Origin of the sequence: Nonomuraea guangzhouensis (genome assembly GCF_019396345.1) — a bacterium.
Taxonomy (GTDB): Bacteria; Actinomycetota; Actinomycetes; order Streptosporangiales; family Streptosporangiaceae; genus Nonomuraea; species Nonomuraea guangzhouensis.
This window is the reverse complement of the sequence record NZ_JAHKRM010000032.1, coordinates 110,205-136,436: the sequence shown is the minus strand read 5'-3', so window position 1 is coordinate 136,436 and position 26,232 is coordinate 110,205. Positions and strand designations below refer to the sequence as shown.

General features: G+C 70.4%; 22 protein-coding genes. 6 read left to right on the top strand and 16 right to left on the bottom strand.

Annotated features, from left to right (window positions below):
• Window positions 1-28: 28 nt before the first annotated feature.
• The 7 genes from KME78_RS48835 to KME78_RS48805 form a co-directional block, all read right to left on the bottom strand.
• Window positions 29-1,006, bottom strand: coding sequence for an ABC-2 membrane transporter-related protein (locus tag KME78_RS48835; protein WP_219536834.1), 978 nt, complete (start codon window positions 1,004-1,006; stop codon window positions 29-31).
• A complete protein-coding gene (locus tag KME78_RS48830) occupies window positions 1,003-1,887 on the bottom strand; it encodes an ATP-binding cassette domain-containing protein (protein WP_219536833.1) in 885 nt (294 codons plus the stop codon). Before KME78_RS48830 ends, KME78_RS48835 begins: the two co-directional genes overlap by 4 nt.
• Window positions 1,884-2,288, bottom strand: coding sequence for a GntR family transcriptional regulator (locus KME78_RS48825; RefSeq protein WP_219536832.1), 405 nt, complete (start codon window positions 2,286-2,288; stop codon window positions 1,884-1,886). Before KME78_RS48825 ends, KME78_RS48830 begins: the two co-directional genes overlap by 4 nt.
• 91 nt (window positions 2,289-2,379) lie before the next feature.
• Window positions 2,380-3,639, bottom strand: coding sequence for an ABC transporter permease (locus KME78_RS48820; RefSeq protein ID WP_308127414.1), 1,260 nt, complete (start codon window positions 3,637-3,639; stop codon window positions 2,380-2,382).
• Entirely contained in the window at window positions 3,636-4,301 is a 666-nt protein-coding gene (locus tag KME78_RS48815) for an ABC transporter ATP-binding protein (protein WP_219536831.1), read from the bottom strand. Before KME78_RS48815 ends, KME78_RS48820 begins: the two co-directional genes overlap by 4 nt.
• Window positions 4,288-5,430 carry a peptidoglycan-binding protein gene (locus KME78_RS48810; protein ID WP_219536830.1) on the bottom strand — a complete coding sequence of 381 codons (1,143 nt, stop codon included), beginning with the start codon at window positions 5,428-5,430 and terminating at the stop codon, window positions 4,288-4,290. The genes KME78_RS48815 and KME78_RS48810 overlap by 14 nt, the downstream gene beginning before the upstream one ends.
• 86 nt (window positions 5,431-5,516) lie before the next feature.
• Window positions 5,517-6,056 (bottom strand): hypothetical protein, encoded by a 540-nt coding sequence (locus KME78_RS48805; protein ID WP_219536829.1) that lies wholly within the window; start codon window positions 6,054-6,056, stop codon window positions 5,517-5,519.
• Between the two features lie 204 nt (window positions 6,057-6,260).
• On the opposite strand from KME78_RS48805, the gene KME78_RS48800 reads away from it, so the two are divergent.
• Both KME78_RS48800 and KME78_RS48795 read left to right on the top strand, forming a co-directional pair.
• Window positions 6,261-7,730 (top strand): HAMP domain-containing sensor histidine kinase, encoded by a 1,470-nt coding sequence (locus tag KME78_RS48800; RefSeq protein WP_219536828.1) that lies wholly within the window; start codon window positions 6,261-6,263, stop codon window positions 7,728-7,730.
• Window positions 7,727-8,410 (top strand): response regulator, encoded by a 684-nt coding sequence (locus KME78_RS48795; RefSeq protein ID WP_219536827.1) that lies wholly within the window; start codon window positions 7,727-7,729, stop codon window positions 8,408-8,410. The genes KME78_RS48800 and KME78_RS48795 overlap by 4 nt, the downstream gene beginning before the upstream one ends.
• A gap of 2 nt (window positions 8,411-8,412) precedes the next feature.
• Here KME78_RS48795 and KME78_RS48790 read toward each other — a convergent pair whose 3' ends face one another.
• Window positions 8,413-9,831 carry an acyl-CoA carboxylase subunit beta gene (locus KME78_RS48790; protein WP_219536826.1) on the bottom strand — a complete coding sequence of 473 codons (1,419 nt, stop codon included), beginning with the start codon at window positions 9,829-9,831 and terminating at the stop codon, window positions 8,413-8,415.
• Window positions 9,832-10,043: 212 nt separating this feature from the next.
• Here KME78_RS48790 and lanL point away from each other — a divergent pair, with 212 nt between their 5' ends.
• Together lanL and KME78_RS66745 are read left to right on the top strand one after the other, a co-directional pair.
• On the top strand, window positions 10,044-12,722 hold the full coding sequence (lanL, locus tag KME78_RS48785) for a class IV lanthionine synthetase LanL (protein WP_219536825.1): 2,679 nt from the start codon (window positions 10,044-10,046) through the stop codon (window positions 12,720-12,722).
• A 4-nt stretch (window positions 12,723-12,726) separates the two neighbouring features.
• Window positions 12,727-12,852, top strand: a complete 126-nt coding sequence (locus tag KME78_RS66745) for a hypothetical protein (protein ID WP_281429087.1) — start codon at window positions 12,727-12,729, stop codon at window positions 12,850-12,852.
• Window positions 12,853-12,914: 62 nt separating this feature from the next.
• On the opposite strand, the gene KME78_RS48780 is transcribed toward KME78_RS66745, so the two are convergent.
• The 5 genes from KME78_RS48780 to KME78_RS48760 are packed head-to-tail and all read right to left on the bottom strand — an operon-like array spanning window position 12,915 to window position 17,938.
• Window positions 12,915-13,310, bottom strand: a complete 396-nt coding sequence (locus tag KME78_RS48780; RefSeq protein ID WP_219536824.1) for a hypothetical protein — start codon at window positions 13,308-13,310, stop codon at window positions 12,915-12,917.
• A 17-nt stretch (window positions 13,311-13,327) separates the two neighbouring features.
• Window positions 13,328-14,833 (bottom strand): glycoside hydrolase family 43 protein, encoded by a 1,506-nt coding sequence (locus KME78_RS48775; protein ID WP_219536847.1) that lies wholly within the window; start codon window positions 14,831-14,833, stop codon window positions 13,328-13,330.
• A 33-nt stretch (window positions 14,834-14,866) separates the two neighbouring features.
• The gene (locus KME78_RS48770) at window positions 14,867-15,709 is read right to left on the bottom strand and encodes a carbohydrate ABC transporter permease (protein ID WP_219536823.1); all 843 of its coding nucleotides are present in this window, start codon (window positions 15,707-15,709) and stop codon (window positions 14,867-14,869) included.
• Window positions 15,709-16,653 (bottom strand): carbohydrate ABC transporter permease, encoded by a 945-nt coding sequence (locus KME78_RS67635; RefSeq protein ID WP_219536822.1) that lies wholly within the window; start codon window positions 16,651-16,653, stop codon window positions 15,709-15,711. The genes KME78_RS48770 and KME78_RS67635 overlap by 1 nt, the downstream gene beginning before the upstream one ends.
• 7 nt (window positions 16,654-16,660) lie before the next feature.
• Window positions 16,661-17,938 (bottom strand): ABC transporter substrate-binding protein, encoded by a 1,278-nt coding sequence (locus tag KME78_RS48760; RefSeq protein ID WP_219536821.1) that lies wholly within the window; start codon window positions 17,936-17,938, stop codon window positions 16,661-16,663.
• 190 nt (window positions 17,939-18,128) lie between these two features.
• Here KME78_RS48760 and KME78_RS48755 point away from each other — a divergent pair, with 190 nt between their 5' ends.
• Window positions 18,129-19,172, top strand: a complete 1,044-nt coding sequence (locus KME78_RS48755; protein ID WP_219536820.1) for a LacI family DNA-binding transcriptional regulator — start codon at window positions 18,129-18,131, stop codon at window positions 19,170-19,172.
• A gap of 34 nt (window positions 19,173-19,206) precedes the next feature.
• Here KME78_RS48755 and KME78_RS48750 read toward each other — a convergent pair whose 3' ends face one another.
• Together KME78_RS48750 and KME78_RS48745 are read right to left on the bottom strand one after the other, a co-directional pair.
• Window positions 19,207-20,088 carry an IclR family transcriptional regulator gene (locus KME78_RS48750; RefSeq protein WP_219536819.1) on the bottom strand — a complete coding sequence of 294 codons (882 nt, stop codon included), beginning with the start codon at window positions 20,086-20,088 and terminating at the stop codon, window positions 19,207-19,209.
• Between the two features lie 268 nt (window positions 20,089-20,356).
• The gene (locus tag KME78_RS48745; RefSeq protein WP_219536818.1) at window positions 20,357-21,691 is read right to left on the bottom strand and encodes a poly(ethylene terephthalate) hydrolase family protein; all 1,335 of its coding nucleotides are present in this window, start codon (window positions 21,689-21,691) and stop codon (window positions 20,357-20,359) included.
• Window positions 21,692-21,984: 293 nt separating this feature from the next.
• On the opposite strand from KME78_RS48745, the gene KME78_RS48740 reads away from it, so the two are divergent.
• Entirely contained in the window at window positions 21,985-24,486 is a 2,502-nt protein-coding gene (locus KME78_RS48740) for a beta-glucosidase (protein ID WP_219536817.1), read from the top strand.
• Between the two features lie 81 nt (window positions 24,487-24,567).
• Here the strand turns inward: KME78_RS48740 and KME78_RS48735 are convergent, their stop codons facing one another.
• Window positions 24,568-26,175 carry a carboxylesterase/lipase family protein gene (locus tag KME78_RS48735; RefSeq protein ID WP_219536816.1) on the bottom strand — a complete coding sequence of 536 codons (1,608 nt, stop codon included), beginning with the start codon at window positions 26,173-26,175 and terminating at the stop codon, window positions 24,568-24,570.
• Window positions 26,176-26,232: the final 57 nt, after the last annotated feature.

Here is a 26,232-nt window from a genome sequence, read left to right as displayed (position 1 = left end):
TCCGGAATGGCTGGTGGGGTCGCGGGGGTCAGGCGATGCGGTAGCGGATCTGCCGGATCGCCACATAGATCAGCACCACGGCCAGGAGCGTGAACAGCCCCGCCTCGATCAACTGCAGCGGCCAGAAGTTGCTGCCCGGCTGATAGAGCTGGAAGTTGTACGCGCCCTTGCCGAAGGCCGCGCACGGCCCGCTCGGGTCGCCGGAGACGGCCGCGCTGCACTGGGCCTGCTGGCCGGTCACGAGCACCTCGCCCTGCGCGTTCTTGATGCCGGAGGCGAAGGTCCAGTCGCCCAGCGCGGGGTTGGGCCGCTTGCCGCCGACCACCGGGTAGATACGCTCGCTGACCGGCAGGAGGTGCCCGCGCAGCTGCGAGAGCACGACGAACCGGACGGTCAGGAACCCGACGACGGCCGCCGCCATGGCCGGCGTCACCCGCCGCCAGATCGTGCCGGCCAGGATGCCCAGCGCCACCGCGAACAGCGTGTACGCGACAGGCACCACGCCCTGGACGTCGAAGCTGAGCTCGGCCAGCCGCACCCGTCCCGCGTCGTTGAGCGGCGTCAGCCACCACGACAGCAGCAGCGCGTAGCAGGTGGACACGGCCACCGTGACGACCACGACGAAGGCGGTCTTGACCAGCGCCCAGCGCAGGCGGCTCACGCCTTGGGTCCAGACCAGCCGGTAGGTGCCCTGCTCCAGTTCGCGGGCGACGAGTGGGGCGCCCCAGAACAGGCCGACCAGCAGTGGCAGGAACACCAGCAGGGTGCCGAACATGGCCATCAGGTCGTACTGGCCGGTGAACTCCCTCGACAGCGCGGTGCAGTCGGTGCCGGGCCGCAGGAACTCCGCGGAGCCGAGGCCGCCCAGGCAGGCGGCCAGGCCGCTGCCGGTGAAGTCGGCCCGCATGGCGAGCCCGGTCGGGATCAGCACCGCCGCCAGGACGACGAGCCCCACCGCCGCGAACAGGACCTGCTTGCGGTGCTGCCGCCAGGCCATCCACATCATTTGGCCACCCCCAGCACGGCGCGTCCGGGCGTCAGGTTGGCGAGGTAGGCCAGCACGAGGTCTTCCAGCGTGACGTCGTGGACCGTCCAGGCCGGGTCCATAATCGGCCCGTTCGTACGGACCAGCAGGGTGGACTGCTTGTCGGTGTGACTCTCCTGGATGACGGCGGACACGCCGACGACGTTCGCCCGTGCCCGGCGCGGGCCGACCAGCGTCTTGTGCTCGTTGAGCAGACTGTCCACGCTGCCGGCCAGCTGTACCTTGGCGGTCTGCAGCAGGATCAGATGGTCACAGACGCGCTTCAGGTCGTCCAGCAGGTGGGACGACAGCAGCACCGTCGTCTCCCCCTCGGCGACACTGCCCATGAGCAGTTGCAGGAACTCCCGGCGGGCCAGCGGGTCCAGGCGGGCCAGCGGCTCGTCCAGCAGCAGCAGGTCGGGCCGTTTGGCAAGGGCCAGCGCCAGGGCGACCTGGGCGCGCTGGCCGCCGGACAGCTCGCCGGCCCGGCTCTCCAGCGGGATGCCGAGCTGGTTCATGCGCTCGCGAGCCAGTGGCGTCTCCCATCGGCGGTTCAACTTGGCCCCCATGGTGATCAGCTCGTTGACGGTGAAGTCCGGATAGAGCGGGGTGTCCTGGGCGACGAAGCCGATGCGCTCCTTCAGGTCGCGGTTGTCGCCGGGGCTCTGGCCCAGCACCAGCAGCCCGCCCTCGGTCGGCCGCAGGAGGCCGACGATCAGGTGCAGCAAGGTCGTCTTGCCCGCGCCGTTGGGGCCGACGAGAGCGGCCACCCGTCCCGCGGGCAGCTGGAGCGAGCAGTCCCGCAGCGCCCAGATGCGCCGGTACCGCTTGCCCACGGCCTGTGTCTCAAGGGCAACGCTCACGCTATCTGCTCCCTCTTCTCATGGTTAAAGGTGGCGCGCATGGTGGTCTGGATCAGCGCGATCACGTCCTCTTGGTCGAGGCCCACCGTCCGGGCCCGGCCCAGCCAGGCGACCAGATCACGGCGCAGCTCCTTCTGCCCGACCAGCGAGGGCCCGGCCACGCTGCGCCGCACGAATGTGCCCACCCCCGGCCGGCCCTCAACCAGTCCTTCGGTCTCCAGATGGCGGTAGGCCTTGAGCACCGTGTTGGGGTTGATGGCCAGACATTCGGCCACGTCGCGGACCGTGGGCAGCTGATCGCCCGGCTCGATCAGCCCGGTCCGCAGCCCCTGCTTGACCTGCTGGACGAGCTGTAAGTACGGCGACGCCTGGGAGTAGGTGTCTAGCAGGAATTCGATCACCGTTCAGTCCCATCTACCGACATGTGAAAAAGGGAGTTAGCGCGATATGGGAGGCTTTCTGTTGTCTGCGGCTGTGCTGTCTCGTGCTTCATCAGCCGTGGGTCCGCAGAGCGTCGGTCGGGGACAGACGGGAGGCGCGTAGTGCGGGGTAGAGCCCGGCGACCACCCCGGCGACGACCGCCACGCCGAAGCCACCGCCGAGCGCCACAGGCGGGATCGCCAGCCCCCAGCCCTGGCTGTAGGCCATGGCGGCGGTGACGCCCACGCCGATCACGATTCCGGCCAGGCCGCCGACGGCCGACAGGATCAGTGACTCGGTGAGGAACTGCGTGGCGATGTGGGCCCGGGTCGCGCCCAGCGTGCGCCGCAGCCCGATCTCGGCGCGCCGCTCCAGCACGGAGATCACCATGACGTTGGCGATGCCGATGGTGCCGACCAGCAGGGCGATGCCGCCGAGGCCGAGGAACAGCGACCCGCCCGCCTGCTTGACGGCCAGCTGCGCGCTGAGCGCGTCGGACGGCCGGCTGGCGTTCACCGAATAGGGGTCGGCCGGGTTGGCGTTGGAGGCCATCGCGTTGGCCACCTGCGTCACCTGTTCGGGGTCGGTACGGACGTAGATCCGGCTGGGCGCCCCGGTGTAGCCGAGCAGTTCCTTGGCCGCGGGGAAGGAGATCAGGGCGGACCGGTCGATCTCGGAGGCCAGCGGCAGGGAGTTGAGTATCCCGATCACCGTGAACCAGCGTCCGCCCACCCACACCCGCGTATCGACGGTCAGGCGGTTGATGCCGAGCACTGTGGCCACCTCGCTGCCGAGCACGGCCACCGGGGCCTTGGAGGAGGTGAGGAACTGGCCCTCCATCACCGAGCCCTGGAGGGTCTCCAGCAGCGTGGCGTCGCAGGCCCGTACGGCCAGGCCGCCGGTGCGGCCGATGGGGATCTGGTCGTTGCGGTAGACGTTGACCGTGTTGATCTTCGCGGTGGGCGCCACGGCGATCACTCCCGGCACCCGCCTGACCATCGGGGCGGCGGTCACGGGCAGGGCGACCTCCGTGTTGGCCAGGCTGGTGCCGCTGGCCACGGTCAGCAGGTTGGTGCCTAACTTGTCGAGCTGGGCCAGCAGCGCCGACTGGCTGGATCGGGTGACGCCCAGCACCGCGACCATCGAGGCGATGCCGATGGCGATGCCCAGCGCCGACAGCACCGCGCGCAGCCGCCGCGAGCGCAGGCCCAGGGTGCCGACCGGCAGCAGATCGGCCGCCCGCAGCCGGCTGCGCCTGATCTCCGGCGGTTCGCCGCCGCGACGGCTGCCGGGGTCACCGGTGCCCGCCTCGGTCTCAAGGATGCCGGTCACGACACCACCGTCCCGTCCTGGATCTCGATGCGGCGCTGGCAGAAGTCCGCGACGCGCTGCTCGTGGGTGACGACCACCAGCGTGGTGCCGGCCTGGTTCAGCTCGTTCAAGATGGTCAGGACCTCGGCGCCGTTGGCCGAGTCGAGGTTGCCCGTCGGCTCGTCGGCGAACACGATGGCCGGGCGGCCCACGATCGCGCGGGCGATGGCGACGCGCTGGCGTTCGCCGCCGGACATCTTGGTCACCGGGTGGTGGACGCGGTGGGCCAGCCCGACGCGGTTGAGCGCCTCGCGTGCGGCGTCGCGGCGCCGCCGGGCGGGGATGCCGCGATACAGCAGCCCCTGGGCCACGTTCTCCACCGCGGTCAGGGCCTCCAGCAGGAAGAACTGCTGGAACACCACACCCACGCGCCATGCGCGCAGCGCCGCGATCCGCAGGTCGCTCAGCTGCTCCACCCGGTGGCCGTCGAGCCACACCGACCCGGTGGTGGGCCGGTCGAGCGCGGCCATCAAGTGCAGCAGGGTGGACTTGCCGGAGCCGGAGGCGCCGATCACGGCGACCATCTCGCCGTGCTCGACCGACAGGCTCACTCCGCGGACCGACCGCACCGGCGGGTCGCCCGGGTAGGTCTTGTGCACGTCGTGCAGCTCAAGCACCGTCATCGGGGACCTCCACCATCATGCCCTCGCGCAGGTCGCCGGTGACCTCGGCCAGTCCGGAGCTCTCGTCGAACAGGCTGGTACGCACCGGCACCCGGCGGCGCGCGCCGCCGTCGACCACGACGACCTCGTAGTTGCCGAGCGTGCGGGCCAGCAACGCCGACACCGGCACCGCCAGCACGTGCTTGTGCTGCTGGGAAATGATCGCGACCTGCACCAGCGCCTGGTCCAGGAAGCCACGGACCTTGCTCTTGAGCGCGATCGTGACGGGCGCCACCGACGACTTGCCGCCGTTCGTGCTCGTGCCGCTCTCACCGGAGACGGCGACCTGCGCCACGGAGCTGATCTTCGCCTTGCGGGTCTTGCCGTCGGGAAGGGTCACGATCACCGGGTCGCCCACCTTGATCTGCGGCAGCTCCGCCGGGTTCAGCCGGACCAGCACCGCCGGCTGGGTCCCGGTGCCGTGCAGCACCTGCTGGCTGGCCCCCACGCGGTTGCCGACGACGGCCTCGTGCTTGCCCACGCGGACCGGGCCGGGCGCGTACGCCACCTGGCCCATCGGCACCGATCCCGTCACCGGGAGCTTGGCCGCCTTCTGCCAGCGCCGCACCGCGTAGTAGGTCGCCAGGGAGTAGTGGCGGTCCACGGTCAGGTCCTTGCCGTAGCCCAGGGCCTTGAGGTTGCGCTCCAGCTGGCGCACATCCACGCCGTTGCGCACGCCCAGGGAGAGGTCTCGCCAGCCGGGGCGGGCGCCGTACAGCAGCGGCACCCGGACCCCGTCGATCTCGAACACCGCCTTGCCCCGCTTGACCACGGTCCCGACCTTGGGGATCGACGTCAGCACGCCGCCGCGGCCGGTGGCCACGTCGAACGAGCCCGAGTAGCCGAGCGTGCCGTTGACCACGCGGCGGGTCGCCACGTCGGCGCGCTTGACCGCCGCGGTGGACACCTTCACCGACGGCTTGGCCGCGGCGTACTGGAGCCTGCTGCTTTCCGTGCGCGCCTGGATCACGTACCAGCCGCCGCCGGCGGCGATCGCGATCACGACCACCACGCCGGCCACGACGCGGCCGCGCCTGCTCTTCACCGGCTCCGCCGCCTGCGCTTCCTTTTCCGTCTTCACCTGAACCATCCGCCGGTCACCTTGTCTCCTGGTCGCAGTTCCCGGGGAAAGGCATCCCAGGGGAGCTGAATTCGCGTGCCGAATCCATTACGCGGTTATTTCGCCGGGCGCAGCCGGACTTTGCCGGGCGGCAGATTGCTCTCACACTGCTTGAACTGCGCGTCGAACAAAGAGCTGCTCTTCGGATCGCTCAACCGCTGCGGCAGCGAGAAACGGCCGTCGGCGTCGGGGTCCGGCCAATCGTTGACGCCCTTCTCCCGCATGCACTGGGCGAATTTGCGCAGCGCCGCGATCGTGGAGGCGGCGGCGGGCTTGTCCTCGGTCTGCTGCTGAACCTGGTCGATGATGGGCTTGCAGGCGTTCTGCGCCTCCTGCGGAGGGGCAGAAGCCCCGGCCGGCAGGCCCCAGCGGCCGTCGCCGTCCTGCACGGGGTCGGGGAAATTGGGCACCCCGTGCTCCCGGACGCACTTGGCGAGCTGGCGGTACATCGCCGCCTCATCGGGGCCGTCATCGGATGACACCCCGTACGAATTGCCACAGCCGGCCAGGATCGACACGATCGCCACACCGGCGAGAACTCTGGAAAGAACCATGAGCTCATCATTGGCGGCCGGCCCCTGGAGCCGCGTCCCCATAACGTGGCGTCCTGGAGTTCACATCTGGGGACAACTGCTGTGCCCGATCGGGTGTCCGGCGACTTCGCGACGGATTTCCCGGCCTATTCCAGCAGCTCGGCGGCCTAATCTAGCGCTTTCCCCGGCGTATGTCAGTACAGTTGCCAGAATCGCCGGGATGGCGAATGCTTGAAATCCTCAATAATCCCCCTTGCAGGAGGCGCGGTGTTGTCCCGTCGTGGTCTGCGTTTCCGGCTGGCCGTGTCGTACGTACTCATCTCGGGGGTCGCCGTTCTGCTCGCCGAGACACTGGCCGGCGGTCTGATCGTCACGCTCGCGAGCAAGGAGATCGTGCTGGAGCAGCCCGGGCTGTCCAGCATGGCCCAGCAGCGGGCGGAGGCGATCGCGGGCGCGGACGCCACGGCGATGGGCCTCATGGCCGCCGCGGAGAAGGGCGACCTGTCCGATCGGGAGCTGATGAACAAGGTGGCGGGGCTGTGGTTACGCCAGGCGTCCCTGTCGCACGACCTGGACGAGAGCCCTACCCTGCGCGCGGCGGCGGGCCAGGACGGCCGGCTGCTCCTGGCCTCGCAACCACCTTCCTACAGCACCGGGTCCGCCCCGCCGGGGCTCACGAACAAGACGCCCTCCACCAGCGGCATGATCGTCGCGCCCGGGGAGCCCGTCGGCTGGGCCGTCCGCCCGGTGCTGGTCAACGGCGCCACGATCGGCCTGGTCTACGTACAGGCGCGGGCCAAGAACCCCAACACTCCCCCCGACTCGCGCGCGGGCGTCAGCTGGAGCCTCACCACCAGCGGCTGGGTGGTCTCGGGGATACTGACCTTCGCCCTGCTGGTGCCGCTCTGCGTGATGTCCGGGCTGCTGAGCACCCGGCGGCTGATCTTCCGCATCCAGCGGCTGGCCGAGCGGGTGGCCGCGATGGCGGAGGGCGACCTGAAGTCGCGGGTGCCGGTGTCGGGCAGCGACGAGGTCGCGGGGCTGGAACGGGGGTTCAACGCGATGGCCGAGCGGGTGGACGCGGCCGGCCACGCCGAACGGATCGTCGCCGCCGAGAAGGCGCAGCGGGCCGAGCGCACCAGGATCGCCCGGGAGCTGCACGACTCGGTCTCCCAGAACCTGTTCTCGCTGGGGCTGGTCGTCTCCAGCATGCGGCGTAGCCTGCCCGAGGGGTCCCGGCTGCTGGAGCAGGCCGAGACACTGGAGCAGACCATCGAGCACACCATGCGGGAGATGCGCACCATGCTGCTGCAGTTGCGGCCGGTCGCGCTGGAGGAGATGGGCCTGGTGGCGGCGCTGCGCGAGCTGTGTGAGGCGTACGAGATGAGGCTGGGCATCTCCGTACGCACCGACCTGCGGGAGGTGGCGCTGTCGCCGGACGCCGAGCACGTCGTGCTGCGGGTCGTGCAGGAGGCGCTGGGCAACGCCACCAGGCACGGCGACGCGCAGGTGATCGAGCTCTCCCTGACCAGAGTCGACGGCCTCATCGAGCTGGAGATCCACGACAACGGCCGGGGCTTCGACACCAAGAAGGCCAACGGGCGGCACGGCATGGGCCTGACCGTGATGTCGGAACGCATCGCCGAGCTCGGCGGCACGGTCAGCGTGACGAGCGCGCAGGAGCGGGGAACAACGGTACGGGCGCGGATGCCGGCGGACGCGGGGAGCGCGAAATGATCAGAGTGCTGATTGCGGACGATCACCAGGTGGTCCGCCAGGGCCTGCGGTACGTCCTGGAGGACGAGCCCGACATCGAGATCGCCGGAGAGGCGGACGACGGGCTGGCCGCGCTGGAGGCCATCGGCCGGTTACGGCCCGACGTGGTGCTCCTGGACATGCTGATGCCCAACCTCGACGGGCTGGGAGTGCTCGAACGGCTCAAGGACAGCCAGGTCAAGCCGGCGGTGATCGTGCTGACGTCGTACACGGAGGACGAGCAGGCGCTGCGGGCCATGCGCGCGGGCGCCCTGTCGTACCTGCCGAAGACCACCGCGGTCGGCCGGGTGGTGGAGGCGGTGCGCGCGGCGGCCGAGGGCGGCAGCGTGCTGGATCCGAGCGTGACGGCGCTGCTGGTGCAGGGCGTGCGGCAGGGCCGGTTGGAGGCCGACCCGCTGGGCGAGCTGTCGCCACGCGAGCGCGAGGTCCTGGCCAAACTGTCCCGCGGGCAGTCCAACCGGGAGATCGCCCGGTCCTTGTCGCTGAGCGAGGAGACCGCCAAGACGTACGTCTCGCGCATCCTCATCAAACTGGGGCTGAAGGATCGCACCCAGGCCGCGATCTTCGGACTGCAGTACGGCCTGGTCCCCCTGCGTGATGCCCTGTCCGACCCGGATGCCACCGAGTCCGGGCAGAGCTGACCTCAGAGCGGGATGTTGCCGTGCGCGCCACGGGCGGGCGTGGCCTCGGCGATGATCCTGGCGATCGCGCCGCGCGTGCGGGCCGGCTCGATCACCTCGTCGACCACGCCCAGGTCGAGCGCCCGGGTGAGGCCACCGGCCGTCTTCTCGTGCTCGGCGGCCAGCCTGCTCTCCAGGGCGGGGCGCTCCTCCTCCGGGGCGGCCGCCAGCTCGCGCCGCTTGAGTATCCGCACCGCGGCGGCCGCGCCCATGACGGCCAGTTCCCCGCTCGGCCAGGCCAGCACGCGGGTGGCTCCCAGCGCGCGGGAGTTCATCGCGATGTACGCGCCGCCGTAGGCCTTCCTCGTCACCAGCGTGACGCGGGGCACCGACGCCTCGGCGAAGGCGTACAGCAGTTTGGCGCCCCGGCGTACGATGCCGCTGTGCTCCTGCGCCACGCTGGGCAGATAGCCCGGGACGTCCACGAGGACGACCAGCGGCACCCCGAAGGCATCGCACATCCGGACGAACCTGGCGGCCTTCTCGGCCGAGGCCGCGTCCAGGCAGCCGCCCAGGCGTAGCGGGTTGTTGGCGACGACGCCGACCGTGCGTCCGCCGAGCCGGCCGAGCACGGTGACCACGTTGGGCGCCCACTTGGCGTGCAACTCGACGCCTGGCTCGTCCACCAGGGCGTTCACCAGCGGTTTGACGTCGTAGGCGCGGCGCGGGTTGGCCGGCACCAGGCCGGTGAGGTCGACCTCCTCGACGCGGCCGCGCACCCGGCCCTGGTGGCCGAGCAGCAGGGCGAGCTGCCGGGCACGCAGCAGCGCCTCCTCCTCGGATTCGGCCACGAGGTGCACGACGCCGCTGCGCCTGCTGTGCGGTTCGGGGCCGCCCAGCGCGAGCATGTCGGTCTCCTCACCGGTCACGCCGCGGATCACGTCGGGGCCGGTCACGAAGATGCGCCCGGCACCGGCGAGGATCACGACGTCGGTCAGCGCGGGACCGTAGGCGGCACCGCCGGCGGCCGGGCCGAGCACGACGGACAGTTGCGGCACCACTCCCGAGGCCCGGATCATCGTGGCGAACACCCTGCCCACCGCGTGCAGCGACTCGACACCCTCGGTCAACCGGGCGCCGCCCGAATGCCAGACGCCGATGATCGGCACGCGCTCGCGGAGCGCCACGTCGTAGGCACGCACGATGTGCTCGCAGCCTTCACTGCCCATCGCCCCGCCCTGCACCCGGGCGTCGCTGCAGAACACGACCACCGGCGCGTCATCGACGCGGCCGGTCACGGCCAGGACACCGCTGCGGTCCGGCGGGCTGATCGGCCGGATCGAGCCCTCGTCCAGCAGCCGCGCCAACCTGCGCATCGGATCACGGGAATCGGCGGACGTGTCTGCCCGGACGGAAGTCGTGCCGTTGTCCAGCAAAGTCATCGTGGGAATGCTCCGCCCTCGAACAAGAAACTCGCCATCCGCAAAAAGCGCGAATTCTGCCAGGCTCCATCATGCCCATGGCGGCAGCCGCGGGCAATAACCGAGTTTTCCCGCCAATGGCCATCCATCGAGCCGACACAGAAAATCCATTCAGCCGCCATCGATTTGACGATCCTGGACAAATAATGCCGCCTCGGCTAATTCTTGGGTTCATGAGTGACGGTGATGACCTGGGCGGTCGGCTGCGGGTCCTGCTCCACGAGATTGTCGCGCCGGAGCGTTGGGGCGTCCGGACCGAGTCGTTCTGGTGTTATGTGGAGCCGCCTGGACACAGCTGGCGGCTGCAGGGCTGGAAGTTACACGTCTCGGCCACCGCGGAATCGGCGCCCACTGTGCTGGAGAATGCGGCGAGAGTGCTGCTCGGGCGGCGCGCGTGCTTCAAATTCGCCAAGGGCCTGGATCAGGTCGCCGAACTGACCTCGATGCGTTATCCGCGTTCCGGGGGCGCCAAGTTCATCACCGTCTACCCGGATAATGACCAGCATTTCCGGCTGCTCGCCGAAGAGTTGCACCGGGCCACCTCGGGATTGGCCGGTCCCGCCATCCTCTCGGATCGGGCCTATCAACCCGGCAGCCTGGTCCACTATCGGTACGGCGGGTTCACCAGCGCGCTGCCCCGGCTCGACGACGACGGCTCGTACGTCCCGATGCTCGTGGCCCCGGACGGCACGTGGGTGGAGGACCGGCGGGAGGCCTGGTTCACGGCCCCGCCGTGGGCGCCGCCGCCGCTGCCCGCCATGGTGCCGCCGACGCCGCCCGCCGAGCGCGGCAGGCCGGTGCTGATCGCCGATCGTTACCAGGTGGACGAGGCGATCCGGCACTCCAACCGGGGCGGCGTCTATCGGGCCGTGGACCGGACGAGCGGACGCCGGGTGATCCTCAAGGAGGCGCGGCCGCACATCGCGGACGCGCACACCTGGCTGCGCCGTGAGGCGGACATGCTGGACCTGCTGGAGCCACTGGGCGTCACACCGCGCAAGGTGGCGCTGACCGGCTACCAGGGGCACCTGTTCCTGGCGGAGGAGGAGATCCCCGGTCCTTCCCTCCGGCGGTGGGTGGAGGAGCGGTCACGGGACGAGGAGAGCCGCCGGCCGCCGCTACCGGACGTGCTCGCCGTGGCCAGGCGGCTGGTCGATCTGGTGGCGCTGGTGCACGGCGCCGGCCTCGTACTGCGCGATTTCAACCCGGGCAACGTCGTGGTGACCCCCGGCGGCACGCTGCGGCTGGTGGACGTGGAGTTCGTGACGCGGCCCGGCGAGCGGGCCGCGCCCGTCATGACACCCGGCTACACGGCACCGGAGCAGATCGCGGCGGGCTCGGGGCCGGCCTCGCAGGCGGCGGACCTCTACAGCCTCGGCGCCTGCCTGCTGTACATCTGCAGCGGCGTCAATCCCGTGCTGGCCGCGGAGGACGCCCCCGCCCGGCCGGTCGAGGAACGCATGGAGCTGCTCGTCCGTACCGCCATGCACGGCAACGAGGCGCTGCGGCGACTCGCGCCGGCGGTCCTCGGGCTGACCGCCGGCGAGCCTGAGGCGCGCTGGAGCCTCCAGCGCGTCGAGGCGGCCCTGCGTAACGGCTCCCGGCGGCCACCCGGGCCGACGCCGATCACGGTCCTCACCTCTGACGAGCAGGACGACCTGCTGCGCGACCTGCTGGCCCACACCGTGGAGCGGATGACCCCGGATGCCGCGCACCTGTGGCCGCCCTTCACGTACGAGAACCGCACCGGCGACCCCGGCAACGTCCACACCGGTGCCGGCGGCATCGTCGCGGTGCTCACCGGCGCGGTCCGCGCGCTGGACGACGAACGGTGCCGGGACGCCCTGGCCACCGCCGCCACCTGGCTGGCGGCGGAGCTGGAGCGGGAGCCCCGCGCTCTCCCCGGCCTGTTCTTCGGCCGCTCGGGCGCCGCCTGGGCGCTTCACCAGGCCGCCCGTACGCTGGAGCACGACGAGCTGGCCGAACGCGCCCTCTCCTACGCCAAGCGCATCCCCCTGCGCTGGCCGGTACCCGACTTCACCCACGGCACGGCGGGCGCCGGGGTCGCGCAGCTCGCGCTGTGGCGCGCCACGGGGGACGCGGAGTTCCGCGCCCGAGCCCAGTACTGCGCGGACTCGCTGATGGAGACGCGCAGGCATCAGGTTGACGAGGTCGTGTGGCCCATCCCGGACGAGTTCGGCTCCAAGCTGGCCGGACTCACCCACTACGGTTTCGCCCACGGCGTCGCCGGAATCGCCACGTTCCTGCTGGCCGCCGGCCGTGACCTGGCCCGGCCCGACTACACCGACCTGGCCGTGACCTGCGGCGACGCGCTGTACATCCGCGCCGAACCGGTCGGCGAGGCCGTGCGGTGGCCGGTCGGCCCCAAGGACTCCGCGTCCGGCGGGGCACCGGCGCCGGACACGGCCTGGTGGTGCAACGGCTCCGGCGGCATCGGCGCCTTCTTCGCCCGTCTGTGGCGGGCGACCGGTGAGGCACGCTTCCTGCACATGGCCGAGATGGCCGCGACGGCCGTGCGGAACGAGCGATGGCTGGTCGGTCCCGGCCACTGCCACGGGAACGCGGGAAACGGAGAACTGCTGCTCGATCTGGCCGCGGTGCGGGGCGATGCCCGCTATCTCACGTGGGCCGCGGAGCTCGCGGCCTGTGTACGCGGCGGCCACGTCCGTACGAACCGGCGGACGGTCATACCCACCCCGGACGAGTCATTCGGCTACAACCTGGGCCTGGCCGGGATCATCGGCTTCCTGCTGCGCCTGCGCCACGGCGGCCCCCGGTGGTTCATGCCCGATGACTTCACTCTCCAGCTGCCGCCCACCGAAAGGAGGTGAACCCATGCCGACCGATGTCAACGCTCTTCAGGAGCTCGCGCCCCAGGAGAACGCCGGTGCTCAGGAAAAGGCCATCTGCTGTATGACCTGGACCGTGCCCGGCTGCCAGACGTCCTTCGTCTCGACGTAGTCCGGCGAGATCCTTAGATAACGGACGCGTCCGGCGGCCATCAGCCGATGGCCGCCGGACGCTCACCAGCGCAGCGGATCCTCCGGCGCCGGCGGTGCCTGCCTGCTCCTGGAGACGGGTGCCCGGTTCGGATCGCCGAACATGAAGGCCACGTTCACCACGGCGATGCCGATCCAGATCACGAGCACCGCCGCGCCGGTCTCCGCGGCGAGCGCGGCTATGCTGCCCACCACGCCGAGCACCACCGAGACGATCGCCAACGCCAGCCGCCGCCCCGAGTCCGGCGATGGCTGGGCTTGCGGCAGCGGCCGTTCCCGCGCGAGACGGCTGTCCACGCGCCGATCGATCTCCCGGTCCACCTTCTCCAGGAACGACTCGATGAGCGCCTCCTCGAAGTCCGGGCCGAGATCCTTCCGAGCGTGCAGGGCGGCGCGTAGCTCATCGCCAGAACTAGTCACATGTCGAGGCTTATCGTTCAGCTCTCCGTCTGGCAAGCGGCCTCGTAGTCGAACCAGTCGAAGCTCGCGCTGCCGTCCGTGACGTACATGCCGATGACCCGCCCGGTGAAGCCGGTGGCCACCTCGGTGGACAGGTAGCGGCCGTCGAGCTCGGCCAGCAGGACCCCGTCGGCGGAGAAGGCGAGGGTGTCCGGGCCCCGGGCCCCGACGCCGACCGGCTCGGCGGTGGGCGCGGTCACCGACGGCGGCAGGAGGTCGCGCGTACGGACGTCGATGGCGAGGGTGAGCGGGCCTGAGGGGACCGGATGGTCTGCCACGCACTGGCGCAGCGGGCCGATCCGCGCGAACACGCGGGCCCGCCCTTCGTGGACCTCCAGGTCATAGTGGTGCGCCTCGTCCATGCGCACGGACAGTCCGGCCCTGGCCGACCCCGGGTCCAGGCGCGCGGTGACGCGGCAGTCGTGGTGCTGCTGGCGGCGCCCGACGAAGGTGTGTCCAGGGCGGTCCAGCGTGGCGCCGGTGGCGTGCAGGGTGAGCCAGCCGGGGCGTTCGGCCAGCGACCAGGAGCCGTCCGGGCGGCTACGCGGCGAGACCCAGTGCGGCGCCAGTGCGCCGGCGTCGAAATCGTCCCGTGGCGGGAGCTCGGGGAGGGGGTGCCAGGCAGCGGGTGCCGGATGGCGTTCGAGGACCGGACCGACGACGGGCCAGCCGTCCACCCAGTCCACCGGGGTGAGGAACGTCTCGCGCCCGAGGACCTGGAACTCCGGCGTGTAGCCGCGCGGGCGGGTGCCGAGCAGGATCATCCACCAGGTGCCGTCGGCCGCCTCCACCATGTCGGCGTGACCGGTGCTCTGGATTGGCAGGTCGGTGCTGCGATGCGACAGGATCGGGTTGGCCGGGCCCGCCTCGTACGGGCCGCGCGGTGAGCGGGCGCGGGCGATCGAGACGCTGTGGCCGCGTTCGGTGCCGCCCTCGGACATCAGCAGGTACCACCAGTCGCCCACGTGGAAGAGGTGCGGCCCTTCCGGATATTTCATGCCCACTCCGGACCAGGCGTGATACGGCCCCTCCAGCACCTTGCCGGCCACCGGGTCGATCCGCGCCACCTGTGTACCGGAGAAGGCGCACCAGCAGGAGCCGTCCTCGTCCCAGGACAGATGGGGGTCGATGCCCGGCAGGTCGATCCAGACGGGGTCCGACCACGGTCCTTCGGGGCGGTCGGCGGTGACGATGAAGTTGTCCCGGCCGCCCACGTTCGTGGTGATCAGGTAGAACCGGCCGTCGTGGTGCCGGATCGTGGGCGCGTAGATCCCGCCGGAGGCGGGCGTCTCAGGGGGCAGCTCCAGTTGCGACGGCCGGTCGAGGACGTTGCCCACCTGCCGCCAGTGCACCAGGTCCCGGCTGTGGAAGATCGGCACGCCGGGGAAGTACTCGAAGCTGGAGCAGACGAGATAGTAGTCCTCGCCGACCCGGCACACGCTCGGATCCGGGTGGAACCCGCTGATCACCGGATTGTCGTACATCGGCACGTTGCGCGGTTTCTTTCTGCGAGAAGGTCAGCCCTTGAAGGCGCCGTCCATGATCCCGGCCACCATGCGCCGGCCCACGAAGACGAACAGCACCAGCAGCGGGATGGTGGCCAGGAACGAGCCCGACATGGCGAGCCCGAGATCGATGTTCAAGCTGTTCTGCAGCGCCTTGATGGCGATCTGCGCGGTGTACATCTCCGGCGACTTCAGCACGATGAACGGCCACAGGAAGTCGTTCCAGGCGGTGACGAAGCCGAGCAGGCCGAGCACGAACGCGGCCGGCCGCACCAGCGGGAACGCGATGCGCCAGAAGATCTGCCAGGTGGTGGCGCCGTCGATGCGCGCGGCCTGGAGGATCTCGTCGCTGATCGTGGTGGACAGGTGCTGGCGCATCCAGAAGATCCCGAACGCGTTGGCCAGGCCGGGCACGATGAGCGCCTGGAGCGTGTCCACCCAGCCCAGCGAGGAGATGATCATGTACTGCGGGATGACGGAGAGCTGCGTCGGCACCGTCATGGTGAGCACGACGATCAGGAACAGCACGTTGCGGCCGGGAAAGCGCAGCTTGGCGAAGGCGAACCCGGCCAGCGAGCACAGCAGGGCCTGCCCGACCGCGATCGTGCCGGCCACGATGAGGCTGTTGACGATCGAGCTCACGAACGGCACCGTCGTGAACACCAGGTCGGCCAGATGGAAGAAGTTGCCGCCGGGCGCGATCGCGGGCGGCAGCCGCGCGGCGGTCGCGGTGTCGGTCGTGGCCACCACGAACATCCAGTACAGCGGGAACAGGCAGGCGAACACGGCCAGCCCCAGCAGGACGTAGGCCCACCAGCGGACGCGCTCACCCGAGCGCCGGATCGTCTTGGTCATCATCGCTCCGGACGGATGCGGGTGGACAGAAGGTAGTTGACCGTCGCGAGCCCGACCACCAGCACGAACAGCGCCACGCCGATGGCCGCGCCGTACCCGAACTGGTACTGGCCGAAGCCCTGCTCATAGAGGAACAGCGTCAGTGTCTGGCACTGCCGGACCGCTCCGCAGGTCGTGCTGCGGGAGACGAGCAGCGGCTCGGTGAAGATCTGCAGGCCGCCGATCGTCGAGGTCACGATCGTGAACACGATGACCGGCCGCAGCGACGGGATCGAGATGTGGCGGAACTGCTTCCACCCGCCCGCGCCGTCCACGGCCGCCGCCTCGTAGATCGCGCGTGGGATGGCCTGCAGGGAGGCCAGGTAGAGCAGCGTGGTGTAGCCGAACCAGCGCCAGGCCACCATGGCGGCGATCAGCACGTGGCTGCCCAGCACCGACTGCTTGAAGTCGATCGGCCCCACACCGGCGAACCCGAGCAGCCAGTTGAGCAGGCCGAAGTCGCGGTCGAACATCTGGGCGAAGACGATCGCGGTGGCCGCCACCGAGGTGATGTACGGCACCATCATCGACATCCGGAAGAACACCGCCAGCCGGAGCCGGGCGTGGTTGAGCAGGTGCGCCAGGCCCAGCGCCACCACCAGTTGCGGCACGGTGGACAGCAGCCAGATGCTGATCGTGTTCCAGGCCGCGTTCCAGAACCGCGCGTCGGCGAACAGGCGGGTGAAGTTGTCCACGCCGATGAAGACGTGCTCGCCGATGGGGTTCCAGTCGAACAGCGCCACGTAGAACGTGGACAGCAGCGGCACCAGCCCGAACACCGCGAAGATCAGGAAAAACGGCGCGATGTAGGCGTACGGCGTGATGCGTTCGGCGATGCTCTGCCGCACCGAGGTCGCCCCGGCGGGCACGGCCTGCGCCCGCCGGGTGCTGAGAGTCGTCGTCACGCTCGTCCTACTTGCCGATGGCGGTCTTGATGTTGGCCAGGGCCGCGTCCCACGCCTTGGCCGCGTCGCCCTTGCCCTGCTCGACGTTGGTGATCGCGTTCAAGAACTCCGAGCCGATGGGAGAGCTGTCCGGCCCGATGTAGAACGGCTTGAGCCCGAGCAGCGAGTCGGTGTAGATCGTCCCGGTCGGCGCGTCGGAGAAGAACGGGTCCTTCAGGGCCGTGAGCTTGGCGTCCTTGTAGACCGACGGGGTGGTGGGCAGCGCGCCGGAGTCGACGAAGTGCGTCAGCTGGCCCTGCGGGGACTGGGTCTTGGTGATGTAGTCCCAGGCGGCCTTGGGGTTCTTGGCGCCCTTGGGGATGGCCAGGTAGCTGCCGCCCCAGTTGCCCGCGCCGCCCGGGATAGTGGCGATGTCCCACTTGCCCTTGGTGCTGGGCGCGTTGCTCCGGATGGCGCCGAGCATCCAGGACGGCGCGGAGATCACCGCGAACTGGTCCTTGCCCATGCCGGCGGTCCATCCCTCGGTGAAGGAGCTCTGCTTGGCGGTGATGCCCGCCTGCACGGCCTTGATGCCGTAGTCGAACGCCGCCTTGACCTGCGGGCTGGTGCTGTAGACGACGTTGCCCGAGGGGTCGTAGTACTTCTGCGGCCCCTGGTTGACCGCCTGGTAGAACACGCTGGTGCCGGCGTTGTCGATGAACGCCTTCTTGGTCGCCGCGGTGTACTTCTTGCCGGTCTCGATGAAGGCGTCCCAGGTGGGCCAGAGCTTGCCCACCTCCTCGCGGTCGGTCGGCAGTCCGGCGGCCTTGAACAGGTCCGTCCGGTAGGCGATGGCCATGCCGCCCACGTCCGTCGGGATGCCGATGATCGTGCCGTCCTTGGCCACGCTCTGGCTGATCACCCAGTCCAGATAGTCGCCCTTGATCTTGTCGGCGCCCAGCTGCCGCAGGTCGTAGAAGTTCTGCGGCTGCTGGACGAACTTGGGCAGGTCATCGCCCTGGATCAGCACCAGGTCGGGCACCTTGCCGCCGGCCAGCGCCGTCGTCAGCGCCTGCGCCGTCTCCACGGAGCTGCCGACCTCGGTGAGCTTCACCTCGATGCCGGGGTTGTTCTTCTGGTAGTCCTCGACCGCGGCCTTCTGGTTGATCCCGCTGAACGACCAGAAGTCGAACGACTTGCCGGCCTCGGGCGGTGCCGTGGCGGAGGTACCGCCGCCGCCACAGGCGGCCGTGGTCAGGGCGAGGGCCGCGGCGAGGGCGACCGGGGTTACGATGCGGAGCTTCACGGCGATCTCTTCTTCTGGGGGTCGGGACTGAAGAGTGGGTACGGAACTAGTTGCCGAAAACTTTCGGATAGTTGGCCGATCGTTAACCGGGGACTCTAGGCACCTACCTGGAAACTCGTCAACAATCTGCCGGTAAGACGTACGAAACAATCGCCCTTGTTTCCGAAACCTCTGCGTCTAGACTGCCGCCATGACCCCGACCCAGGAGCCGCCCGGCCCCGGCACCACGCACAAGCGTTCTCTGACCATCGCCCAGCTCGCCGAGCTGGCCGGGGTGTCCACCGCGACGGTCTCCAAAGTGGTCAACGGCCGTTCCGAAGTCGCGCCGGAGACCCGGGCGCTCGTCGAGGGGCTCATCCGCGAGCACGGCTACCGGCGGCAGCGACGGCGCGAGAGCCCGGCCGCCCTGGTGGAGCTGGTCTTCCACGCGCTGGAGGGCGACTACCCGATCGAGATCATCAAGGGTGTCGAGCAGGTGGCGCGGGAGCACGACCTGGCCGTGGTGCTGTCGGAGCTGCAGCACCGCCACGTTCCGGGCCGGAGCTGGATCGAGGGCGTGCTGGGCCGCCGGCCCACCGGCGTCATCGCGGTGTTCAGCGGGCTGACCGACGACCAGCACGACCAGCTCGCCACCCGCGGCATCCCCCTCGTGCTGCTGGACCCGAGCGGCGACCCCGGCCACCAGGTGCCCTCGGTGGGCGCCGGCAACTGGAACGGCGGGCTCTCGGCGACCCGCTACCTGGTGCAGCTCGGGCACCGGCGGATCGGCATCATCACCGGCCCCGACTACGCGCTGTCCAGCCGGGCCCGCCTCGACGGCTATCGCGCCGCGCTGGACATGGCCGGGGTGCCCATCGACCCGGACCTGATCTGCCGGGGCGACTTCCTGATCGAAGGCGGCCTGGCCCAGGCCCATCGGCTGCTGCGGCTGCCCGATCCGCCCACCGCGATCTTCGCCTGCAACGACGGGCAGGCCATGGGCGTCTACCGGGCGGCGTACGAGCTGGGCCTGCGCATCCCGGACGACCTGAGCGTGATCGGCTTCGACGACCTCCCCCCGACCCGGTGGGCGATCCCGCCGCTGACCACGATCCGCCAGCCGCTCACCGAGATGGCCTCGGCCGCGACCACCATGCTGGTGCGGCTCGCGCAGGGCGAGCCGGTGGCGCAGAGCCGGATCGAGCTGGGCACCGAGCTCGTCGTACGGAGCAGCACCGCCGCTCTCGCGCGCTAGCCGAAACTTTTGGCGTCAATCCCGTACGTAATCGCTACGGTCTTTCCGGGTCGCGGAGGAGTTGCAGGCTGATGCCGCGGGCGGCGGCCAGGACGGCGGGCACGACACCGGGCGTGTGCGTGGCCTGCGGAGAGCCCGGCATGGACGCCCCCGGCAGGGCGATGCGCCTGGTCCTCGCGGGCACGCCCGAGACGGCGCCGCCGTCACCGTCGGCGCGGACGACGACCGAGAGCGCGGCCACCACCTCGTTGGCGGCGTCACGCACGGGTGCGGCCACCGAGACCGCGTCGAGGGTGACCTGCCGGTCGCTGACGGCGTAGCCGGTGCGCCGCACCTCGGCCAGCACGCGCCGCAGGGCGTCCGGCGTCATGATGGTCTTCTTGGTGAAGGTCGCCAGCGGGCTGGCCAGGTATCTCTCCTGGGCCGGCCGGGGCGCGTAGGCGAGCAGCACGAGGCCGACGCCGGTGGTGTGCGCGGGCCATCGACCGCCGACCCGGCTGTGCACGCCGACGGCGTCCCGGCTGGAGATCCGCTCGATGTAGACGACGTCCAGGTCATCGAGGACGGCGAGCTGGACGTGCTGACGGGTCGCCACGAAGAGCTCTTCGAGGAAGGGCATGGCCACCTCGCGCAGCCCCAGACCGCGAGGGGCCAGCGCCGCGACCTCCCACAGGTGCAGGCCGATCTGGTAGCGGCCGTTGCGGTCACGTTCGAGCGCGCCCCACGAGACCAGCTCGCCGACCAGACGGTGGGCGGTCGTCAGCGGCATCCTGGTCCGCCGGCTGATGTCGGACAGGGTCAGCCGGCGGCGTTCGCCGGAGAACGCGTCCAGGACGCTGAGGACCCGGCTGGCCACCGATCGGCCGGAGTCCGGTTGCTCGGACGGGCTTGACATCGTCGCTGTGGTCATGGTCATGGGCACTGCCTCCGACTGTCGATCGTGCTGCGAAACGCCCACGTCGTCAGGTACACCGGATCCGGGCCTCACCATTTCGTTGAATGTTGTTTGCGGCAACGTAATCCGCGGAGGCGAGCGGGTCTAGCCCCATTTCCGGGCTAATTTGTTGCCGTCGATAACAATCTAGAAACACGCCTGTCATGCGAGGGGTCAGCGAGCCGGGCACGGCGGCCTCGGCCACCATGCCCGGCTTTCCGAATATTTCTGGTTATTTCCGCTGGTGAGGTCAGAACGGGCAGGTGTCCGTCCACTGGGTCACCAGCGAGGGGTTGGTCCGGTCGGCGTCACGCTGGGTGCCGCACAGGAACGGCGTGAAGCGGGTGTCGTCGCGCAGCCAGCGGCTGAAGAACGACACGAGCCACTTGCCCTGCTTGGCCTTGTTGCCGTAGCCGGTCATCGGGCAGAGATGGTCGCCGGGAACCTCGATGTACAGCTTCTCGGCCTGCGTCATGCTGTTGTACCAGGGCCTGGCGTAGGTGGCGCCGGGCGCGGCGACGTCGCTCGCGCAGGTCAGGAAGAAGGTCGGCTTGGTGACGCCGGCGAAGTTCGGACTCGTGTGGTACGGGGCCAGGGGCGCTCCCGCCTTGAACCGGCTGTCGTCACGCAGCGCCACCATCGTGCCGCCACCGCCCATGGAGTGGCCCGACACCCCGAGCGTGCCGTTCACCTTGCCCGAGATGGGGTTGCCGGTGGCGTTGCTCAGGTTGAGCAGCTGGGTGCCGGCGGCCCGGATCTCGGTGCCCCGCTGGTCAGGAGTGTCGCTCAGCGTGTTGGTGTCGACGTTGACGACGACGAAGCCCCACGAGGCCAGGCGCGGGCCGAGCCAGCTCAGGTTCTGTTGCGTGCCCTGGTAGCCCGGCATCAGGACGATGCCCGGGTACGAGCCGCCGGCCGTCGGGTAGGTGATGGTGCCGGCCTTGTACCCGCTGGGGTTCGGGACCGTGTACGTCGCGGTGGCCAGCGGACCGGCGGTCGCCTCCAGTGAGGCGATCGTCGGGTCGGGAATGGTGCCGCTCCCCGGCGGCGGCGTGGTGCCGCCCCCTGAGCCGTAGACCTGGAACTCGCGCAGGGAGTAGCCATAGGCGGTGCCACGGGCGAGGCCGAGCATCCGTACGTACCGCCCGGTCCCGGTCACGGGGAGCGTCTGCACCCCACCGGTGCCGGCGACGGTCACGTAGACGGTGGTCCAGGTGAGCGCGTCGGCGGACGTCTGGATCTGGAACGCCCTGCCGTACGCGGCCTCCCAGTTCAGCACGACCTGGCTGATGGTGGCGGTGGCGCCGAGGTCGACCCGCAGCCACTGCGGGTCGCTGAAAGCGCTGGACCACCGGGTGGCGACGTTGCCGTCGACGGCCGCCGAAGCCGGGGTGCCGGTGTTCTCGACGGACGACGCGGTCGCCGGCTTGCCCTGGGACAGCAGCTCGTCGGCGGCTCGGACGGTGACGGCGGCCCGGGCGGTGACGGCGCCGCCGGCCAGCGCGGTCGCGACGGCGACGGCCAGCGCGAGTAACGCCGCCGACCAGGCCGATCGGGCGCCGGCTGAATGGACGGGAAATCGCATGGTCTTACCTCTCCGGAACGGGTGCGGCGGGCATGGCTCCGCCGACACGAAGGACAGGAAGGGACGCGTTTCTGCTGAGAGCGCTCTCGACGCGCCCCGAACCATAAGCGGCAATCCGCCGTTCAAGAAGCCGTTCAACCGCTGAACGGAAGATAAATCTGGTTCTCCCTCATCGTCTTCCGGACGACGGAAGAGGCCCTTGCCGGGTATTCGACCTGTCCATATGTTGTCGGGCACAACATATGGCGAAGATCATCAGTCCACCTCACACCCCCTGAGAGAGGACCTCGCAGATGCCCAGACGACTCCATGGCGGGACCGCGCTGGCAGCCGCCGCCCTCCTCGTCCTGGCGGGCCTCGCCCAGCCACCACCGGCGGCCGGCGACAGCGCTCCCCCGCAGCCGACCTCCTCGTACGGGCCCGACCAACGTGCCGCGCGGCTGCTGGCCCGCATGACCCTCGACGAGAAGATCGTCATGCTGCACGGCGTCGGCTTCGAGTTCGGCAAGGGGTACGCCGGGCGGATACCGGGCAACGCCCGGCTGGGCATTCCCGCGCTCTACCTCGCCGACGGTCCCAACGGGGTCGCCAACGGCAGCACGGGTGTCACCGCCTTCCCCGCCGCCATCAACGGCGCGGCCACCTGGGACCCCGCGCTCATGCGGCGTTACGGCGAGGCGGTCGGCGTCGAGCAGGCCGGCAAGGGCCACAACATCGCCCTGGCACCGACGATCAACATCGTGCGCTCACCGCGCTGGGGCCGTACCTTCGAGACCTTCAGTGAGGATCCCTACCTCACCGCGCGGATGGTCACCGAGCAGGTCAAGGGGGTCCAGGCGCAGGGCGTCATAGCGATGCCCAAGCACTTCGCGGCCAACAACCAGGAGACCGACCGGGGCAAAGTCGACGTCCGGGTCTCCGAGCGGGCTCTCCAGGAGATCTACTTCCCCGGCTTCCGCGCGGCCGTGCGTGACGGCGGCGCCCGGTCCGTCATGTGCTCGTACCCCAAGGTCAACGGCACCTACGCCTGCGAGAACGGCGACCTGCTGCGGACCGCGCTGAAGGACGCGATGCGGTTCCCCGGGTTCGTGGTGTCCGACTGGGGCGCCACCCACAGCACGCTCGCCTCGGCCGCCGCCGGGCTGGACGTGGAGATGCCGGGATCGACGTACTTCGGTGACGCGCTGAAGCAGGCGGTGGCGGCCGGCCAGGTCACGGTCGCGGCCATCGACGACAAGGTCCGCCGGATTCTCACGGCGATGTACCGGACGGGCCTGTTCGACCGCGACTACACCCCGCGCGACGACGTGTCCACGCCCGAGCATCGAGAGCTGGCGCGGGACCTGGCCGAGCAGGGCATGGTGCTGCTCAAGGACGACCGCGGCGTACTGCCGCTGGACAAGGCGCGGTCGGTGGCGGTGATCGGCGACGCGGCCGGCGACCACGCGACCTTCTACGGTGGCGGCTCGGCCGCGGTGCAACCGTCCACCACCGTGACGCCGCTGGCCGGGTTGACCGCGCGGGCCGGCGGCCGCGTCACCCTGAACCAGGCCCGTGGCACGCTCGGCACCGGAGCGCTGCCCGTGCTCTCCGGCGACCTGCTGCGGCCCGAGTCAGGCGACGGCCCCGGTCTGACCGCGACCTACTACCGCACGCCCGACTTCACCGGCGACCCCGCGCTCACCCGGGTCGAGCCGTCGGTGAACTTCACCGGGCCACCGGCCGGCGTCACCGGCACCTGGTCGGCCCGCTGGACCGGCACGCTGACCCCGCCGAAGACGGGCGGCTACCGATTCTCGCTGAGCGGCTCCGGCCAGGCGCGGCTGTTCATCGACGGCGAGCTCGTTGCCGCCAACCGCCAGGAGTTCGGCGGCGTCGCCCACGGTCTGGCCGATCTCACAGCCGGACGGGCCGTCTCCGTCAAGGTCGAGTTCTCCTCCTCGATCTCCCTCTTCGGAGGCGCCCACCAGCTCGGCTGGTCCGCGCCCGACCCGGCGCTGCTCGCGGAGGCCGTCACCGCCGCCCGGCGCTCCGATGTCGCGCTCGTCTTCGTCAACGACTCCATCAGCGAGGGCTCCGACCGCGACTCGCTGGCCCTGCCCGGTGATCAGGACCAGCTCATCGAGGCCGTCGCCGCCGCCAACCCGCGCACCGTGGTCGTGCTCAACACCGGCACGCCGTCGCTGATGCCCTGGCTGAACCGGGTGGCCGGGGTGCTCCAGGCGTGGTATCCGGGGCAGGAGTACGGCAACGCGGTCGCGGCCGTGCTGTTCGGCGATGTCAATCCGTCAGGAAGGCTGCCGCTGACGTTCCCGGCCGACGACCGGCAGGGCCCGGATGTCGCGTTCGGCTTCCCCGGCGACGGCACCACGGTCCGCTACGACGAGGGCCTGAACGTGGGCTACCGCTGGTACGACGCCCGGCACCAGCGCCCGTTGTTCCCGTTCGGCCATGGCCTGTCCTACACCGCCTTCGGATACGACGGTCTGCGGGCCGACAGCCATGCCGTACGCGTCCGCGTCACCAACACCGGACCCCGCGCCGGAGCCGAGACCGCCCAGCTCTACCTCGGCTTCCCCGGCTCGGCGGGCGAGCCTCCCCAGCAGCTCAAGGGCTTCCAGAAGGTCTGGTTGCGGCCCGGGCAGAGCACCGTCGTGACCTTCCCGCTCGACGGCGCCGCACTGTCCACCTGGAGCCCGGCCGCGAAAGGCTGGATCGCCGCCCATGGCAGCTTCACCGTCGCGGTCGGCGCGTCGTCCCGCGACCTTCGGGTGACCGGCCGGTTCCAGGGCTGACCCCATGCTCTTTCGTCCGCCTCCGCCGTTGCGGAGGCGGACGAAAGACGTCCCTCAGGCCTCATCGAGGACCGATCAGGGTCAGAGCGCGTTCCACAGGTCGCAGTTGTGCTCGGTGGCCATCTCGGCGACCGGGACCATCACCGACCGTCCGCCCGCGCGCAGCGACATGACGCGCGAGGTGCGGTTGTAGTCCGCCCACGGCGACGCGAACGGCGCCTGCGGCCGGCCGAGCCGGGTGAACGAACCCCAGTAGTGCACCATGTCCGCGGCCAGCCGGCGTTCGGCCGCGTCGAAGGTGGGCGCGATCGGGATGCCGTTGTCGAAACTCGGCCACAGGTAGGCCAGTTCGGCGGCGTGCCCGGCGCCCCATTCGTAGCCGACCGGCTCGGGGCGCAGGCCCGGCCCCGTCCGGTGGTCGAACCGGTAGGCGAACACGCGGGTGTAGGCCGACAGGTCCTTGATGAACGTGAGCGTCGGGCAGCCGCCCAGCCCCGCGATGAACCCGGAGTCGGTGAGGATCGCCGCCGTCAGATACGCGGAGGTGAACTGGTCCGGCGCCGCCGGCCAGGGATAGCGCCGCAGGACGGCGTCGGCCTTGTCGCCGTACAGGCTCCGGACGAAGCCCTCGTACTTCGCCTGGGTCCAGCCCAGATTGCCCTGCGCGAACGTACGGCCCTCATCGCGGGTGGAGCCCACGATCAGCGGTACGCGCTGGAAGCGACCCGCCCCGACGGCCTCGCTGGGGCTCTCCGGCAGCACCGGACCGCCGTGCGCGAACGAGCTGTACTGCGGCCCGTCGACCAGCCGCGCCGGGGTCAGCGCGCGCAGGCAGGCGACGGCGGTCGCGTCGTCGGCGCAGCCGAGCTGGGTGGCGATCGACGTGCCGGACTGCTCCGCCTGGCTGACGGGCTGGCTGATGCAGGAGCCGCTCTGGATGATCGCGCGCCCGAACAGCCCTTTCGATCCGGGAGCGGTCAGGTGCGCGCAGACGGAGAACCCGCCGGCCGACTCGCCGTCGATGGTCACCTGCCGGGGGTCACCGCCGAAGGCGCCGATGTTGCGCTGCACCCAGCGCAGCGCCGCCTGCTGGTCGAGGAGCCCGTAGTCGCCGGATTGGCCGGCCTCCCGGGTGAGCGCCGGGTGAGCCAGGAAGCCGAACACGCCCAGGCGGTAGTTGATGCTGACCACCACGACGTTCTCGAGCCGGGCGATCAGGCTGCCGTCGTGCTGGTTGCCGGAGCCGTTCTGCAATCCGCCGCCGTGGATCCAGAAGAGCACGGGCAGCCGCTGCCCGGCCCGGGTGCCGGCGGGCCGGAACACGTTGAGGTACAGGCAGTCCTCGGTCTCCGAGCGCGGCCCGTTGCCGCTGACCGCGGCGGCGCAGCGGTTGCCCCACGCCGCCGCGTCACGGACGCCCGTCCACGGAAGGGCCGGGCGGGGAGCTGCCCAGCGCAGTTCGCCGACCGGCGGCTGCGCGTACGGGACGGCCAGGAACCGGTCCACGCGCTCGGCCTCGGCCCCCTTGAGCAGGCCGGTTTCGGTACGCACCACCGGGCGCGACGCGCCGGCGAGCGCGGGGGCGGCGGGCAGCCCGCAGAGCAGGGCGACGACCGCGCTCACCAGCGCGAGGACGCGACGGCCTCGCCTCCGGTTGGATAACCTCATCGGATCCAGAATTTCAGGCATGTACGCGACTCCTTCGGAACAATCCAGGACGGACCTGCCGATTTCGTGCGCCTGAAC

What these genes read in the sequence shown, in the direction of transcription:
- KME78_RS48835 (WP_219536834.1), bottom strand. Translation starts at nt 1,006, where the DNA reads ATGATGTGGATGGCCTGGCGGCAGCACCGCAAGCAGGTCCTGTTCGCG.
- KME78_RS48815 (WP_219536831.1), bottom strand. Translation starts at nt 4,301, where the DNA reads ATGACGGTGCTTGAGCTGCACGACGTGCACAAGACCTACCCGGGCGAC.
- KME78_RS48810 (WP_219536830.1), bottom strand. Translation starts at nt 5,430, where the DNA reads ATGGTTCAGGTGAAGACGGAAAAGGAAGCGCAGGCGGCGGAGCCGGTG.
- KME78_RS48805 (WP_219536829.1), bottom strand. Translation starts at nt 6,056, where the DNA reads ATGGGGACGCGGCTCCAGGGGCCGGCCGCCAATGATGAGCTCATGGTT.
- KME78_RS48795 (WP_219536827.1), top strand. Translation starts at nt 7,727, where the DNA reads ATGATCAGAGTGCTGATTGCGGACGATCACCAGGTGGTCCGCCAGGGC.
- KME78_RS48790 (WP_219536826.1), bottom strand. Translation starts at nt 9,831, where the DNA reads ATGACTTTGCTGGACAACGGCACGACTTCCGTCCGGGCAGACACGTCC.
- lanL (WP_219536825.1), top strand. Translation starts at nt 10,044, where the DNA reads ATGAGTGACGGTGATGACCTGGGCGGTCGGCTGCGGGTCCTGCTCCAC.
- KME78_RS66745 (WP_281429087.1), top strand. Translation starts at nt 12,727, where the DNA reads ATGCCGACCGATGTCAACGCTCTTCAGGAGCTCGCGCCCCAGGAGAAC.
- KME78_RS48775 (WP_219536847.1), bottom strand. Translation starts at nt 14,833, where the DNA reads ATGTACGACAATCCGGTGATCAGCGGGTTCCACCCGGATCCGAGCGTG.
- KME78_RS48770 (WP_219536823.1), bottom strand. Translation starts at nt 15,709, where the DNA reads ATGACCAAGACGATCCGGCGCTCGGGTGAGCGCGTCCGCTGGTGGGCC.
- KME78_RS48755 (WP_219536820.1), top strand. Translation starts at nt 18,129, where the DNA reads ATGACCCCGACCCAGGAGCCGCCCGGCCCCGGCACCACGCACAAGCGT.
- KME78_RS48750 (WP_219536819.1), bottom strand. Translation starts at nt 20,088, where the DNA reads ATGACCATGACCACAGCGACGATGTCAAGCCCGTCCGAGCAACCGGAC.
- KME78_RS48745 (WP_219536818.1), bottom strand. Translation starts at nt 21,691, where the DNA reads ATGCGATTTCCCGTCCATTCAGCCGGCGCCCGATCGGCCTGGTCGGCG.
- KME78_RS48740 (WP_219536817.1), top strand. Translation starts at nt 21,985, where the DNA reads ATGCCCAGACGACTCCATGGCGGGACCGCGCTGGCAGCCGCCGCCCTC.
- KME78_RS48735 (WP_219536816.1), bottom strand. Translation starts at nt 26,175, where the DNA reads ATGCCTGAAATTCTGGATCCGATGAGGTTATCCAACCGGAGGCGAGGC.